The 15,972-nt window shown below is 35.2% G+C and carries 15 protein-coding genes and 1 pseudogene; 8 read left to right on the forward strand and 8 right to left on the reverse strand.

Features of this window, described 5'->3' with window-relative positions; genetic code table 11:
• From AC6CH4_RS25420 to AC6CH4_RS25445, 6 genes are all read right to left on the reverse strand, one after another.
• A partial coding sequence (locus AC6CH4_RS25420; RefSeq protein WP_498108042.1) for a bifunctional rhamnulose-1-phosphate aldolase/short-chain dehydrogenase occupies positions 1 to 1,300 on the reverse strand: 1,300 nt, incomplete at its 3' end.
• 457 nt (positions 1,301 to 1,757) lie between these two features.
• Positions 1,758 to 2,588: an amidohydrolase family protein gene (locus AC6CH4_RS25425; protein ID WP_498108044.1), complete on the reverse strand. Its 831-nt coding sequence runs from the start codon at positions 2,586 to 2,588 to the stop codon at positions 1,758 to 1,760.
• A 6-nt stretch (positions 2,589 to 2,594) separates the two neighbouring features.
• Positions 2,595 to 3,392, reverse strand: coding sequence for an SDR family oxidoreductase (locus AC6CH4_RS25430; RefSeq protein ID WP_498108046.1), 798 nt, complete (start codon positions 3,390 to 3,392; stop codon positions 2,595 to 2,597).
• A gap of 75 nt (positions 3,393 to 3,467) precedes the next feature.
• The gene (locus tag AC6CH4_RS25435) at positions 3,468 to 4,481 is read right to left on the reverse strand and encodes a zinc-binding alcohol dehydrogenase family protein (protein WP_498108048.1); all 1,014 of its coding nucleotides are present in this window, start codon (positions 4,479 to 4,481) and stop codon (positions 3,468 to 3,470) included.
• A 19-nt stretch (positions 4,482 to 4,500) separates the two neighbouring features.
• The gene (locus AC6CH4_RS25440; protein ID WP_498108050.1) at positions 4,501 to 5,355 is read right to left on the reverse strand and encodes a fumarylacetoacetate hydrolase family protein; all 855 of its coding nucleotides are present in this window, start codon (positions 5,353 to 5,355) and stop codon (positions 4,501 to 4,503) included.
• Between the two features lie 176 nt (positions 5,356 to 5,531).
• Positions 5,532 to 6,296 carry an SDR family NAD(P)-dependent oxidoreductase gene (locus tag AC6CH4_RS25445; protein ID WP_498108052.1) on the reverse strand — a complete coding sequence of 255 codons (765 nt, stop codon included), beginning with the start codon at positions 6,294 to 6,296 and terminating at the stop codon, positions 5,532 to 5,534.
• A 335-nt stretch (positions 6,297 to 6,631) separates the two neighbouring features.
• Between AC6CH4_RS25445 and AC6CH4_RS25450 the strand changes: the two genes are divergently transcribed.
• The 8 genes from AC6CH4_RS25450 to AC6CH4_RS25485 all read left to right on the forward strand — a co-directional run bounded on the left by AC6CH4_RS25450 (position 6,632) and on the right by AC6CH4_RS25485 (position 15,472).
• Entirely contained in the window at positions 6,632 to 7,780 is a 1,149-nt protein-coding gene (locus tag AC6CH4_RS25450; RefSeq protein ID WP_498108054.1) for an ABC transporter substrate-binding protein, read from the forward strand.
• Positions 7,777 to 8,922 (forward strand): CaiB/BaiF CoA transferase family protein, encoded by a 1,146-nt coding sequence (locus AC6CH4_RS25455; protein ID WP_498108056.1) that lies wholly within the window; start codon positions 7,777 to 7,779, stop codon positions 8,920 to 8,922. Before AC6CH4_RS25450 ends, AC6CH4_RS25455 begins: the two co-directional genes overlap by 4 nt.
• Before the next feature lie 2 nt (positions 8,923 to 8,924).
• Complete coding sequence (locus tag AC6CH4_RS25460; protein ID WP_498108058.1) at positions 8,925 to 10,064, forward strand: CaiB/BaiF CoA transferase family protein; 1,140 nt, start codon at positions 8,925 to 8,927, stop codon at positions 10,062 to 10,064.
• The gene (locus AC6CH4_RS25465; RefSeq protein WP_498108060.1) at positions 10,065 to 11,288 is read left to right on the forward strand and encodes an ABC transporter substrate-binding protein; all 1,224 of its coding nucleotides are present in this window, start codon (positions 10,065 to 10,067) and stop codon (positions 11,286 to 11,288) included.
• A 3-nt stretch (positions 11,289 to 11,291) separates the two neighbouring features.
• On the forward strand, positions 11,292 to 12,359 hold the full coding sequence (locus tag AC6CH4_RS25470; protein WP_498108062.1) for a Gfo/Idh/MocA family protein: 1,068 nt from the start codon (positions 11,292 to 11,294) through the stop codon (positions 12,357 to 12,359).
• Between the two features lie 80 nt (positions 12,360 to 12,439).
• Positions 12,440 to 12,880: a MaoC/PaaZ C-terminal domain-containing protein gene (locus AC6CH4_RS25475; RefSeq protein ID WP_498108064.1), complete on the forward strand. Its 441-nt coding sequence runs from the start codon at positions 12,440 to 12,442 to the stop codon at positions 12,878 to 12,880.
• Between the two features lie 94 nt (positions 12,881 to 12,974).
• Positions 12,975 to 14,282 carry an L-fucose:H+ symporter permease gene (gene fucP, locus AC6CH4_RS25480; RefSeq protein ID WP_498108066.1) on the forward strand — a complete coding sequence of 436 codons (1,308 nt, stop codon included), beginning with the start codon at positions 12,975 to 12,977 and terminating at the stop codon, positions 14,280 to 14,282.
• An 89-nt stretch (positions 14,283 to 14,371) separates the two neighbouring features.
• Positions 14,372 to 15,472 carry a pectinesterase family protein gene (locus tag AC6CH4_RS25485; RefSeq protein WP_498108068.1) on the forward strand — a complete coding sequence of 367 codons (1,101 nt, stop codon included), beginning with the start codon at positions 14,372 to 14,374 and terminating at the stop codon, positions 15,470 to 15,472.
• Between the two features lie 98 nt (positions 15,473 to 15,570).
• On the opposite strand, the gene AC6CH4_RS25490 is transcribed toward AC6CH4_RS25485, so the two are convergent.
• Both AC6CH4_RS25490 and AC6CH4_RS25495 read right to left on the reverse strand, forming a co-directional pair.
• The gene (locus AC6CH4_RS25490) at positions 15,571 to 15,729 is read right to left on the reverse strand and encodes a hypothetical protein (protein WP_498108070.1); all 159 of its coding nucleotides are present in this window, start codon (positions 15,727 to 15,729) and stop codon (positions 15,571 to 15,573) included.
• Positions 15,730 to 15,732: 3 nt separating this feature from the next.
• Positions 15,733 to 15,972 (reverse strand): annotated as a pseudogene (locus AC6CH4_RS25495) (hypothetical protein); the annotation flags it as partial.

Below are 15,972 nucleotides of genomic sequence, written 5' to 3' on the forward strand. Positions count from 1 at the left end.
ATAACCAGTATTCGATATCAAAAGCTTCCTGATGTGGAAGTGAAGTATATTCTGAAACTGCTTCTGCGCCTTTCATTACGTTCACCGCATTCACATAATATTCTGATGCCAGTCTCGCCATAGTTTTATCTTTGGCAAAAGTGAACATTCCAACTCCAGGATATAAAATTACCACAGGATTCGGGTCACGCATTGCCGGTGAATTTGATTTCTTGCAGGCATTGTAATACTCTTTGTACATCGCACGGTATGCTTCAAAAGCAGGTTGTAATTTTGCTTTGATGGCGTTTACATCTGATAAATCCTCGTTTGGATCCAATTCCAGTACCAATGGACTGATTTTGGTTCTCAAAAAGTGATCCGGACAAGATGTTCCAAGCGGAGCCAGTTTTTCAAGATCATTTGAGTTGATGAATTCCAAAACTCTTGCATCATCAGTATAATGTCCGATCATTTGGCGCTCTGATGAGCAGAATCCTCTCAGGATCGGAGCTACTTTTGCCGCTTTCAATCTTCTTTTTGCTACCTCAAGGCTTTGTATTTTTTGTCCTCCAAAAACAGGACGTTTTTTTCCGTAGTTGTTCTCAAGGTAAGTTGCACATTTCTCGATTACTTCCAATGTGTTGATATAACTTTCGTATGAAGTGTCACCCCAGGTAAATAAACCGTGAGAACCCAACATGATTCCTCTTAATTTTTTTCCTTTTTTCTCTGCTTCTTCAAGGCATGATCTTAGTTGTAATCCAAGATCAAATCCAGGACGTTGCCAGCCCACCCAGCCGATTTCACCGTTGAATAATTCCTCGGTGATTTTTGCCCCGTCTTTGGCTGCTGCAATGGCAATAGCCGCATCAGGATGCAGGTGGTCAATATGTTTGAAGGGTAAAAATCCGTGCAATGGTGTATCGATAGATGGCGCTTTTGAAGCCAGATCGAAAATACAATGGTTGAAAAGTTCCACCATTTCGTCTTCGAATTCAATTCCTCTGTACACATTCTCCAGATTACGAAGTCTCTCTAAATAAAGTGCCGCACAACCTGATTTTGTCAGTGTTCCGATATCTCCACCGGAACCCTTGATCCACATTACTTCTGAGTTTGCTCCCGTTAACGGATCCTTGTCCGTAATCTTAACTGAAGTATTTCCTCCTCCGTAATTGGTCAATCGCAAATCAGCTCCCAGTAAGTTGGAACGATAAATGAAAAGCGCTACTTCATCTCCTGCCAAAGCTACTGCCTTAGACTCATCCCACAGATAGCTTACGTGCTTAAAATTCAAATTTGTATTTATATTCGACATTTTATATCTTTTTAACAATAATCTAAAATATTATGGTGTAAAATAAGAGAATGTAAAAAACATAACTATCCTGTACTATCCTTGTACAAAATGAAACGTATTCGATTGATAACTAAATCTTAACACTTAACAAAATCATCTTAAGGAAATTTATTTATTGGAGAAAAACATGTAATTATATGAAGATTAGACAGAAGCTAAATAATTTGGGAAGTAAAAATAGGATGAGGAAAATGTTTTTGAAACATTTTTAAAATATACTTAGCCTATAGAAATTCTAAAAATTTAACTTTAGGAATTTATATTATTTTTAATTCGATTGAAAAATCAAATTTTATAATGAAGAAAGGACTTCAAAATAGATTGAAGAAAATAAAAAGTGCTTCCAAATTTCATCAAAAAAATTGATTGAAACTTTTGGAAGCACTTTAAAATTTAAGCTTTATACAATTTAAAACTAAAGTTTATAAAACGATATAGCATTTTCATGCCAGATTTTATTTTGATTTTGAGAAGATAATTGAGCGATATAATCTTCTAAAGTTTTTACCACTTCTGCATAATCTGAAGCTACATTACAAACCGGCCAATCTGATCCGTACATTAATTTATCGGCAGAAAAATTCTCAAAAATGACATCTAAATAAGGTTTTAAATCATCCGTTTTCCAATTTTTCCAATCGGCTTCGGTAACCATTCCAGAGATTTTACAAAAGACATTTTCTGCTTTTGAAATTTCTTCAATTCCTTTTTTCCAGGATAAAATATCCCCCGATTTAATATCCGGTTTTGCAATATGATCGATCACAAAAGGCTGCTCCGGAAACTGATTTACCAGATTTATCGCCGCCGGTAATTGGCGATGAAAAATAAGAATATCGTAAGTAAAATTAAATTGTTTTAAGGCTGCGATTCCGTTTTGGAAATCTTTTCTCAGCATAAAATCATCAGCCTCGCCCTGAACAACATGTCGAAAACCTTTTATTATTTTATTCGAAGAAAAATGATTTAATCGTTCTTCGATTGTTACACCGCGCAAATCTACCCAACCCACAACGCCTTTAATGAAATCATTTTTTGCTGCGAGGTTTATCAAAAAATTAGTTTCATCTTCAGACTGACTTGCCTGAACGGCAACACAACCTGAAAATTGATTTTCCTGAAGCAATGGCAAAAGATCTTCGGGCAAAAAATCTCTTTGAATTTTCTGCATGGTTTCATCAATCCAGCTGTCTCTTACGGGATCAAATTTCCAAAAATGTTGGTGTGCATCAATTCGGTTACTCATGTGGTATTAATTTACATCGTTGATTAAAGCGCGGTCTAAATGTACGTATCCTCCATCAACAAAAACAAACTGTCCTGTTGTGTGCGACGAACGATCCGAAATAATGAAAAGTGCAGTATCTGCAATTTCTTCTGTTTGGGTCATTCTACCTTTTAGCGGAATACTTTTGTTGATTTTTTTCAAAACAGCTTCACCATCTGGTACTGTTTTAATCCAGTCTTCGTAAGCGGGAGTATAACTTTCTGCAATAATAATAGCGTTAGAACGAATTTCGTACTGAATTAAATCAACCGCCCATTCTCTTGTAAGTCCAAGAACTCCACCTTTTGCGGCAGCGTAACCAGAAGTTCCACCTTGCCCAGTCAAAGCTACTTTTGAACCGATATTCAGAATATTTCCTTTTGATTCTTTTAGATAAGGAAGCGCGTATTTCACCAATAGAAAATAACTTACGACATTTAGTTTCAAAGAATCCATGAATTCTTCGTAAGTCGAATCTAAACCGGCGCCATCATTTACACCAACGTTGTTAATTACGGCATCAATTTTTCCGTATTTTGCAATTATAGTTTTAACTGCGTTTTCGATTTCAACAGGATCAGTAACGTCTGTTTGTACAAACAAAGCGTCGATTCCCTTTTTTTGAAGTGCTTCGGCATAACCAAAACCTCTTGCATTTCTATCTACCAATACTGGAATTGCACCTTCATCAGCCAATCGGTTAATGATTGTTTCACCAATACTGCCTTGTTTTCCTGCCGAACCAGAAACAACGATTATCTTATTTTTTAAATTTAAATCCATTTTTGTGGTTATTAAGGTTGTCTAGTTAAACCCGACAGGTTTTAAAAACCTGTCGGGTTTGCTACAGATAATAGTTTATTCTATTTCAATCAACGCTTTGATTACATTATTTTTTGGATCAATTAATTGTCCAAAATCGGTAATCATTTCTGAGAAACTGGTTCTGTGCGTAATGTATTTTTTCGGATCAATTTTTCCATTTTTAAGACATTCCATTACATATTCAAAATCTTCAATAGTCGCATTTCTGCTGCTCATTAAAGTAGATTCTCTTTTGTGGAAATCAGGATGACTGAAACTCAATTCTCCTTTTTGAAGTCCAACCAAAACAAATCGGCCACCGTGAGAAATATAATTAAAAGCACTGTTCATGACATTTCTGTTTCCAGTTGCATCAATCACAACATTAGCCATATCGCCGTTTGTAATTTCTGCCAGTTTTTGCGCGACATCATCGTGTAACGGATTTATTGTTTCATCAGCATTCAATTCATCTTTACAAAAACCTAGTCTGTATTCGTTGATATCCATCACGATTACTTTGGCTCCTGCAATTTTAGCAAATTGAATCAATCCGATACCAATTGGCCCCGCGCCCATTACTAAAACGGTATCCGTAGGTTTTACCGCCGCTCTTCGTACACCATGCGCTGCAATTGCCAAAGGTTCAACCAATGCCAACTGATCATAATCTAAACCCTGACCGTGAAGTAAATATTGCTCCGGAATGGTTACATATTCAGCCATTCCACCATCAATATGAACTCCAAAAACTTTAATATTTACACAGCAATTGGTTAGTCCGTTTCTACAGGCAACACATTTCCCGCAATTAAAATACGGAATAAAAGTTACTTTATCGCCCGGTTCAAAACCTTTTGCATTTCCTTTTACATATTCTGCAGCAAGTTCATGGCCTAAAATTCTTGGATATTCGAAGTAAGGCTGAGTTCCGCCAAAAGCGTGAATATCAGTACCACAAATTCCGATTCTTTTAATCTTCAATAAAACTTCACCTTCTTTTGGTTCCGGAATTGCTTTTTCTTTCAGAATAAACTCCTGCGGTTTTTCGCAAACTATAAATTTCATCTTAAAATTTTATTTTAAATTATTTTGAGTATGCAACAGCCGTTTGTTTACTATTCCCTAAACCTTCAATTCCAAGTTCTACAACATCTCCGGCTTTTAAATAAATTGGATCTGGTTTAATTCCCAGACCAACTCCAGGAGGTGTCCCTGTGCTGATGATATCGCCAGGAAGCAAAGTCATAAACTGACTTAAATAATGTACCAAAAATGGAATTTTGAAAACCAGATTCAGTGTGTTACTGTCCTGGTATTTTTTGCCGTTTACAGTCAGCCACATTGATAAATTATCAACATCTTTCACTTCATCTTTTGTAGCTAAGAAGGGTCCAAGTGGTGCGAATGTATCGCTTCCTTTTCCTTTTGCCCATTGTCCGCCACGCTCGATTTGAAAAGCTCTTTCGCTGTAATCGTTCAACAAAGCGTAACCTGCCACATAATCCAAAGCTTCTGCTTCTTCTACATAACTTGCTTTTTTACCAACCACGAATGCCAATTCTACTTCCCAGTCTGTTTTTTCACTGTTCTTCGGAATAATCAAATTATCATTCGGTCCGCATAAAGAAGTAGTCGATTTAAAAAAGATGATTGGCTCTGTCGGAATTGGTGCACCCGTTTCTTTGCAGTGATCTACATAATTTAGTCCAATACAGATTATTTTTGAAGGTCTCGCCACCGGAGATCCTAAACGTACATTTGCATTCACTTCTGGTAAAGTCGGATTACTGTCTAATGCTTTCTGTAATTTCTCCAGGCCATTTTCTTCAAAAAAACTTTCGTTAAAGTCTGTTACAATTGACGAAACATCATATCTCTTTTCATCAATTAAAACTCCTGGTTTTTCTTTTCCTATTTCTCCAAAACGTATTAATTTCATTTCTTTTAAGTTTCTAAGTTACTAAGATTCTGAGATACTAAGTTTTTTCCTTAGTAACTTGAAACTTTAGCAACTTTATTAATTAATTATTTTTAAGATACTTAGGACACTAAGTTTGTAAGTTTCTAAGTTTTTTTTGCTTAGAGTCTCAGAATCTTAGGGTCTTAGCAACTTTTCTAGTTATTTAACTTAATAAATCCTCCGTCGATTGGGTAATCGCAACCGGTAATAAATCCGGCTTCGTCGCTGCATAGGTATAAGGCTAATGCTGCGATTTCATCTGGTTTTCCCATTCTTCCTATTGGTTGAGATTGGGATAATTTTTCGAACATTTCTTCTTCTTTTCCGGCATAGTTTTTTGAAATAAAACCATCTACAAAAGGTGTATGGACTCTTGCAGGTGAAATAGAATTACAACGAATATTTTCTTTTATATAATCTTTTGCAACAGATAAAGTCATGGCCATAACAGCACCTTTTGCAGTCGAATAAGCAAATCGATCCGGGATTCCAACCCAGGCTGCAATTGATGCCATGTTGATAATGACACCACCATTTGAAAGTCTGAATTGTGGAATTGCAGCAAACAAACAGTTATACACTCCTTTTACATTCACCTCCATTACGCGATCAAAGTCAGCTGCCGGAGTAGTGTCTACTTTACCCACGTGCGCGATTCCGGCATTGTTGATCAAAATATTGATGTTGCCAATTTTTTCAAAGGTTGAAGTTACTTCTTCCTGACTCGCTACATTACAGGCATAAGAAAAAGCATTTCCACCGGCTTTCAGAATTTCATCTAATGTATCCTGAGCGCTTTCGATTGTTAAATCTATGATATGAACTTCTGCTCCCTGCTTAGCGAACAAGGTTGCAATTGCTCTTCCTATCCCGCTTCCGCCTCCGGTTATTACCGCTTTTTTATTTTTTAATGAAAACATTTCTATCGTTATTAAGTCTTTTAATTATCGTTTTATTTTTAAAAATGTATTCAAAATTAATAAATGTAAAAAATACAATTACAAAAGTATATTTTAATATTAATATTTGAGATATATTTTCATCTGAATCTTCCAAAATGACTAAACTTTAATATATTATAACACTTTTTGTCAAATTTGTAAAAAAATTCTAACTTACTTCCACATACTTCAAAAAACTACTGTTAATAAACTCCTCTTCTATTGTTCAATTCAATCTTATTTCTATTTTTGTAATTGTATTTTTTACATTTATTAATTTCCGAATAAAATCATCCATATAAATTTTATTAAAAATGACAATATTAAAAGGGATAACCTGGAATCATACAAGAGGTTTATTGCCAATGGTCGCAACAGCTCAACGTTTTACAGAATTAAATCCGGGAGTTGAGATTACCTGGGAGAAAAGAAGTTTACAAGAATTTGCAGATGCGTCAATCGAAGATTTAGCCAAGCAATTTGATTTGCTTGTAATCGATCATCCGTGGACAGGCTTTGGCGCACACTCAAAAACCATCCTCCCATTATCAGATTATTTATCAACAGAATATATAAAAGATCAGGAAATAAATACCGTTGGACGTTCTTACGGAAGCTACGTTTTTGACAATAAATTGTGGGCATTACCAATCGATGCAGCAACACCAGTTGCAGCAGCACGTTTGGATATCTTAGAAAAACAAGGATTAAAAGTGCCACAGACTTATGATGATTTATTGGCTTTGGCCAAAAAAGGATTGGTTGCTTTTGCCGGAATTCCGGTTGATGTTTTAATGAGTTTTTATATGTTTTGCTGTAGCTTGGGTGAAGCTCCTTTTCAATCGACAGAAAAAGTTATTTCTCCTGAAACAGGAAAAAAAGCGTTACAAATGTTTAGAGAATTGGCACAATTAATTGATCCGGCCAACTTCACCAGAAACCCAATTCAGGTTTATGAAGCCATGGTAAACTCAGACGAAATTGCCTATTGTCCTTTTGCTTACGGATATTCAAATTATTCAAGAACAGGATATAGCAGAAAATTGCTTCATTTTTATGATTTAGTTCGTTTGAACGATCAACCGATGATTAGCTCTTTGGGCGGAACAGGATTAGCGGTTTCTTCATTTAGTAAACACATTCAGGAAGCTATTAAATATGCCGAATTTACAGGATCCTCTCCCGTTCAGCAAAATATATTTGCTGATAATGGCGGACAACCCGGACATCTTCAGGCATGGAAAAGTGATAGAATAAATTCAGTAACCCATGATTATTTCAAAAATACGTTGCCAACTTTAGAACGCGCATTTTTACGCCCAAGATATTCCGGACATATGTATTTTCAGGATTATGCGGGCGATGTTGTTCGTAATTATTTAATGAATGGCGGAGATGAAAATTTGGTTTTGGAAGAAATGAATTCGCTTTATGCGAAATCTTTAAACTTAGTAACAACATGAAACCATTAGAAGGATTAATTGTTTTAGAATTCTGCCAATTTTTGGCAGGACCTTCTGCCGGATTAAAATTAGCCGATTTAGGTGCGAGAGTCATCAAAATTGAACGTCCAATAAAAGGTGAAGCCTGCAGACAATTAAGTATAAAAGATCTTTTTGTTGACGACAGCAGTTTATTGTTTCACACCATCAACAGAAATAAAGAATCATTTGCGGCCGATCTTAAAAATCCTGACGATTTAATTCTGATTAAAAAATTAATTGCCAAAGCTGATATTATGACACATAATTTCAGACCAGGCGTAATGGAAAAAATAGGACTGGATTTCATCGAAAGCTTAACAATCAATCCAAAAATAATATACGGAACGATTACTGGTTACGGAAATATTGGTCCGTGGGCGAAAAAGCCAGGACAGGATTTATTACTACAATCACTTTCAGGATTAAGCTGGTTAAGTGGTCGCAAAAATCAGGGACCGGTTCCGTTTGGTTTGGCTGTAGCCGATTTAATGTGCGGGAATCATTTCGTTCAGGGAATTTTAGCCGCTTTACTAAAAAGAGCCAAAACCGGAAAAGGTGTTTTGGTAGAAGTAAGTTTATTAGAATCCGTTTTGGATGTACAATTTGAAGCCATAACTTCTTTCTTAAATGATGGTGGACAATTGCCGGAAAGAGGTAATATAAAAGGAAGTGCACATGCTTTTTTGAGTGCGCCTTATGGAGTTTATCAAACTCAGGACGGCTATATATCATTGGCAATGGGTGATTTACTTTTCATTGGAAAAACTTTAAGAGTAGATTTAAACAAATATGCAAATAAACAAGACTGGTTTACTTTCAGAGATGAAATCAGAGAATTGTTAGTTGAAAAATTAGCAACTCAAACAGCAGATTATTGGTTGAATTTACTTCAAAAGGAAGGAATTTGGTCTGGAAAAGTGCTCAATTATGAAGAATTAGACAGTCAGACTTTTGTAAATGAATTGCAATTGAAACAAACCGTTCAAAATTCTGCCGGAGAAAAATTAGTTACAACCCGAAGCCCTATTCAGCTTGACGGAAAAATTTTAGTAAGCGCAAAAGCAGCTCCTTCAGTTGGAGAAGATAATATAAAAATACACGAACAATTTTTAAGCGAATAGAAATGAAACCATTAGAAGATTATTTAATAGTAGATTTTAGCCAGTTTCTTTCAGGTCCCTCAGCAAGTTTACGTCTGGCTGATTTAGGCGCGCGCGTTATAAAAATTGAGAAACCGGGAACGGGAGATATCTGCCGAACCTTATATACTTCTGACTTGATTATGAACGGAGAATCTTCTGTTTTTCATACCATCAACAGAAATAAAGAATCATTTGCAATTGATTTCAAGCAACCAGAAGAACTTGAAAAACTAAAAAAATTATTGGCAAAAGCCGATGTTGTCATGCATAATTTCAGACCAGGCGTGATGGAACGTGTTGGATTGAGTTATGAAGATGTTAAAGCAATAAATCCAAACGTAATTTACGGTTCGATATCTGGTTTTGGTGAACATCCTGATTTGAAAGATTTACCAGGACAGGATTTGTTATTGCAGTCTTTAACCGCTTTAACATGGTTGAGCGGAAATCAGGAAGATGGTCCGGTTCCGATGGGATTATCGATAGTTGATATGCTGGCCGGAGCTCATTTGGCTCAGGGAATTTTAGCTGCTTTGTATCGAAAAGCGATACAAAATATTGGTGCTTCTGTTCAGGTGAGTATGTTAGAATCTGCTTTCGATTTTCAGTTTGAAACTATTACCACCTTTTTTAATGATGGGGGAGAATTGCCTGTTCGAACTAAAACCAATAACGCACACGCTTACTTAGGCGCACCATACGGAATTTACAAAACCAAAAATGGCTTTTTAGCTCTGGCGATGGGTTCGATTCCGGTTTTGGCTTCACTTTTAAAATGTGATGCTTTATTACAATTTCCTGAAAACAAGTTTCATTTAAGAGATGAAATCAAAAATATTTTGGCCGAACATTTACAAACTCAGGATACTGATTTCTGGCTGAATATTTTAGAACCGGCAGATATTTGGTGTGCTGGAGTTTTAAACTATCAGCAACTTTTTGCCGAAGAAGGTTTTAAAGTTTTAGATTTTACACAGAAAGTTGAAATGTTAGATGGGTATTCCTATCAAACAACAAGATGTCCAATTAAAATTGATGGTGAATATTTAACCTCCGGAAAAGGTTCACCGAAATTAGGACAAGACAATGAAAAGATCATTAAAGAATTTATCGCTGTCTAAATGGAAAAGTTAAGAATCGCAGTTAGAAAATTTGATCCTTTTGAAAGTACACTTCAAAAGTTATGGGATGCCTTTTGCCTGAAAAATAATATTCAGATTGAAGCTGAAATGATTCCTTTAGAATTGCACGATCTTTATGAAGAAACCATTACTAAAGAAGGTTTAAAAAAAGGAAAATGGGATATCGCCCACATTAATACTGATTGGATATTTGATGCTGTCAATGAAAAAGCGGTTCTTGATTTAACCTCGTTAATCAATCAAAATCCACCAAAAGATTATCCCGAAGGATGGCATCAGTCATTGTTGAATTTACAGCAAATTAATAAAGGAACTTATGGGTTGCCTTTTCATGATGGTCCGGAATGTTTGATTTTTAGAAAAGATTTATTTGAAGATAAAACGGAACAAGAAAGCTTCAAAACTCAATTTGGTTATGAATTACATCCACCAAAAACATGGGAGCAATTTGTTCAGATAGCAGAGTTTTTTAATCGTCCGGAGGAAAATTTATTTGGCTGTGTTTTTGCCAATTACCCAGACGGTCACAATATGGTTTTTGATTTTTGCCTGCAGTTATGGACTCGCGGCGGATCATTATTAGATCATCAAAATAAAATCAATATTAATAATTCTGCCGCAATTGAAGCTCTAGATTTTTATAGAAATATTGTAAACAATAAAAATGCGGTTCACCCAAAATCGAAAAATTTTGGATCTGTTGAAGCAGGAATGGCTTTTGCCGAAGGAGAAGCTGCAATGGCGATTAACTGGTTTGGTTTTGCCTCAATGTGTGAAGTAATTGAAGAATCTAAAGTGAAAGGGAAAGTAGATATTACTGAACTTCCCTCCGATCCAAACCACAAAACTGCTTCTTTGAATGTTTATTGGCTCTATACAATTGGAATCGGAAGCAAACAAAAAGAACTTGCATACGATTTTTTAAGATTTGCAACCTCTCCAAAAAGCGATAAATTATTGACCAATGAAGGCGGAATTGGTTGCAGAAAATCAACCTGGAATGATATTGAGATCAATAAAACTATTTCCTTTTACCATAAATTAGAAATGCTTCACGAAAATGCTTTGACTTTGCCACAAACTCCGGTTTGGCCAAAAGTAGCAGAACTAATAGATCAAATGGTTTTGAAAGCTTTGGAAAGTGATATTCCATCCAAAAAATTAGTAGAGGAAACTCAAAGTACAATTCAAAAAATTATTTAAGTCATGAATATTCCATATAAACCTTTATTGCCCGAAACAGATCAGTCCATAATTATCATTGGCGCAAGTGGTATTGTAAAAGATGCTCATTTGCCAGCTTATGAAATGGCGGGTTTTACTGTTTTTGGTATTACAAACAGAACAATTTCGAAAGCACATGATTTGGCAAAGCAATTTAAAATTGCACATGTTTTTGAAAATGTTGCCGATGCAGTAAAAAATGCACCTTCAAATGCTGTTTATGATATTACGGTGCTACCTGATCAATATATTGAAATTTTAGAACAACTTCCTGATGGTGCAGCTGTACTTATTCAGAAACCAATGGGAAATGATTTGGCACAAGCCCGGGAAATTGTTGCCGTTTGCGAAAGAAAAAAATTAGTTGCCGGAATTAATTTTCAATTGCGTTTTGCCTCTTTTGTTAGTGCAGCAAGACATTTAATCAACGAAGGAATTATTGGGGATTTGTATGATTTGGAATTTAAAGTCACAGTAAATACACCTTGGGAATTATTTCCTCTAATTAAGGAACACCCAAGATTGGAAATTCTTTTTCACAGTGTCCACTATATCGATTGCATCCGTTCTTTCTTAGGAAACCCAAAAAGTGTGATGGCGAAAACAGCAAAACATCCCTTAAAAAAATTATCATCAAGTCGATCAACCATTATTTTGGATTATGGAGAAGACAAACATGTTGTCATCAATACGAATCACGATCATCATTTTGGACCAAAACACGAAGAAAGTTACATTAAATGGGAAGGAACAAAAGGCGCCATTAAAGCTAAAATGGGTTTATTGATGAATTATCCTGATGGATTGCCAGACGAATTTGAATATTCATTACAAAATGAAAATGGTGAATACGAATGGAAAAAAATCGAACTCGAAGGTTCATGGTTTCCTGAAGCATTCATCGGAACAATGTCGAACTTAATGCGCTTCAAAGAAGGTTCAGATTCTAAATTATTAGCAAGCGTTCAGGATGTTTTGGACACCATGAAAGTAGTCGAAGCCTGTTACATCAGCAATAAAAGTGGCGGAGTTTCACTTAACGAATTATAATCAAGTCGAAAGTTTAAAGTCGAAAGTCAAAAGTATTGACCCTCGACTTTAAGACTTTACAACTTTCAAACTAAAAATATATGTATTTCAAATCAACATTTTTTGAAGATTATCAAATTGGCGATAAACGCGTCACATTTGGCAGAACCATTACTGAAACCGATTTTGTAGTCCATGCCGGTCACACAGGCGATTTTTTCCCACATCATATGGACGAAGAATGGTGCAAGACACAGCCTTTTGGACAACGCATCGCACACGGAACCATGGTTTTCAGTATTGGCATCGGTCTTACTGCATCAGAAATAAATCCTGAAGCTTTTTCTAAAGGATACGATCGTATGCGATTTGTAAAACCAGTACATATTGGCGACACCATCCATTCTGAAATTACTATTTCCGAAAAAGGCGAAGCCAAAAAACCAGATATGGGAACAGTAACCGAACACGTTGAAATTATCAATCAAAGAGGTGAAGTCGTTCTCGTATGTGATCATTTACTTTTAGTCAAAAAGAAGTAAACCCAAATATTAAAAATCTCGCAAAGTAGCGAATACGCAAAGAAAAATTTAAAAAACTTTGTGCCTTCGCGCCTTCGCGGCTAAAAACTAACTAATGCAAATAACCAATCAAATTGGCGATCAACATGAAATCGCTACAGAAAAAGGTACAGGAACACAATATCTTTTGCCTTTTATTTTAATTACAAGCTTATTTTTCCTTTGGGGAATGGCGCATAATCTGGATTCTATTTTAATTCCGCACTTAAAAAAAGCATGCGAATTAAACAACCGTCAATCTACGTTGATTGATACATCTGTATTTTTCGCTTACTTTATTATGGCAATTCCAGCCGGAATGCTAATCAAACGATTTGGCTATAAAAACAGTATTATTACAGGTTTATTAGTTTTTGCAACCGGGGCTTTTTTGTTTGTTCCAGCTGCAAACACCAGAACTTATGAATTATTCTTATTTGCTCTCTTTGTAATCGGATGTGGTTTAACTATTTTGGAAACCAGTGCAAATCCTTATGCTGCCATTCTAGGACCAGCCGAGTCATCATCAAAAAGATTGAATTTAGCTGCTTCGTTTAACGGCTTAGCTGCCATGGTAGCTCCAATTGTTGGTTCTTTATTTATCTTATCAGGAAAAACACTTACACCAGAACAAATGGCAGCAATGCCTGATGCTACAAAATCAGCCTATTTATTAGAAGAGGCTTCGTCTGTAAAATTACCTTATATTATTTTAGGAAGCGTATTGGTTTTAGTTGCAATCTTATTTTATTTCATGCATTTACCAGCTATGAAACCACAACATACAGAAGTAGAAGTTAAACCAGGATTTTTCTCTGTTTTAAAATTCTCTCATTTAAGCTGGGCAGTTGTAGCACAGTTTTTTTATGTTGGAGCACAAGTTTGCATTACAAGTTTCTTTATCAGAATTGCACAACAAGGCGCAGGATTAGATGAGAAAACAGCTGGATATTATCTTGGTATCTATGGTTTCCTTTTTATGGCTGGGCGTTTTATCGGAACTTTCTTTTTGAAATTCGTTAAAGATTATGTTTTACTTTCTATCTATTGTATAATAAGTATTTTCCTTTGTTTAGTAGCCATTTACGGAACCGGAATTTATGTCATTTATGCACTTGGTGGAATTGGTTTTTTTATGTCAATTATGTTTCCAACTATTTTTTCATTAGGTCTTGTTGGATTAAAATCGAATACTGAAACAGGTTCATCATGGCTTGTAATGTCGATTGTGGGTGGCGCAATTTTACCATATGGAATGGGAACTTTAATCGATATGAATCATGACGATATTCAATCTGGATATATTATTCCGCTAGTGTGTTTCATTATTATTCTTTCTTTTGGAGTTTTCGGACATAAAGTGAAAACTCAAATTTCAGCATAATTAATTTTCATTTTTTCATAAATTACCAAGGTTGTTGTTTCAATTGGGAAAAAACAACCTTGGTAATTCCATTTTAAATCAAATTTCAAATGAAAAAGACGTTTCCCATACTTTTATTACTGCTTGTCCTTAATACCACTTTGTTTGCTCAAAAAAGCAAAACTGCATATGATATTATTGTAGCTAAAGATGGAAGCGGAAATTTCACCAAAGTACAAGATGCATTTGATGCAGTTCCTGATAATAATTTAAAAAGAACTATAATTTTTGTTAAGGCAGGAATCTATAAAGAAAAATTGAAATTGGTTTCCACCAAGAAAAATGTAACCCTAATCGGAGAGTCTTATAAAAACACAATCCTGACATACAATGATTACGCTGAAATCGCAGGCGGAACAAGCAAATCATTCAGTACTCTTATAGAAGCAAATGATTTCTATGCTGAGAACATCACTTTTGAAAATACAATAGACAGCAGTTTACCTCAATATAAAAAAGGTGGTCAGGCAGTAACATTAATGGTTAATAGTGATAGATGTATTTTTCATAATTGCAGAATAAGCGGTTTTCAGGATACTTTTTATCTGAAAGCAAATAAGAGAACCTATATTAAAGATTGCATCATTGACGGCACCACAGATTTTATTTTTGGTTCTGCCATTGCCCTATTTGAAAATTGTTTTATTCAAAGTAAAAGAGATTCTTTTATTACGGCAAGTAATCAGGATGTCGGAAAAAATAAATATGGTTTTGTATTTAAAGATTGTGTTATAATGGCTGCGCCTAAAAAGGATGCAACAAAAGTATCTTTAGGAAGACCATGGGGCGCTGGCGCTAATGTGGTTTTTATTAATTGTTTTGAAGAATCTCATATTATACCTGAAGGCTGGTCCGTATGGTCCAAAGATCCTGAGCATAAAGCATACAACAATTGGAAAACTACTTTTTATGCCGAATATAATTGTTACGGCCCAGGTTATCAACCTAATAATCGTATTACATGGTCACATCAATTAAGCGAAACAGAAGCTTCAGAATATATAAAAGAGAAAATATTTGCAGCAAATACCACAACAGCAAAGAACCTTGAAGTAGACTGGAATCCGATAATTGAAAATGATAGCTGCAAAATTATAATGCCTTCAAAAAAAACTAAAAATGCAGATTCAGCTTTTAAAAAGGGATTTTAATTAATCAATAAATCCCTTAACAATCCACCTTTAGATTCTTTAATAAAAGTTAAAATTCTATCGCGTCCATTGTTGTTCGCAAAAACCTTCAATTAATTCTAAAGCAGAACTCGTGTTTCTCCTTCCAAAAAAAGGATTTTATAAATCTCTTTCAATTCATTTATTTTCCCTGATTCAAAACCTCTTCTTTTTAATCCCACAATATTTAAACCGACATAACTCAAGGGATCACGCCCCGCGGTTATATATGGCGGAATATCTTATACTACACGACTTAAACCACTAACCATCGTATGATCACCAATAACAGAAAATTGATGTATAGCTGTAAGGCCACTAATATTAGCCCAATCTCTCACTACAACTTCACCAGCCAATTCTACGCGTATAAGAAATTTTGCTTTTAAAGTCCGAGGCCTTTGCGACCTTAATAAAGACAGCAGTAAACACACAGAAAAAAAACCTTTGGGCCCTTTGCGGTTAAAAAACACAAAGTATTG

Source organism: Flavobacterium sp. GQ95 (genome assembly GCF_059758655.1).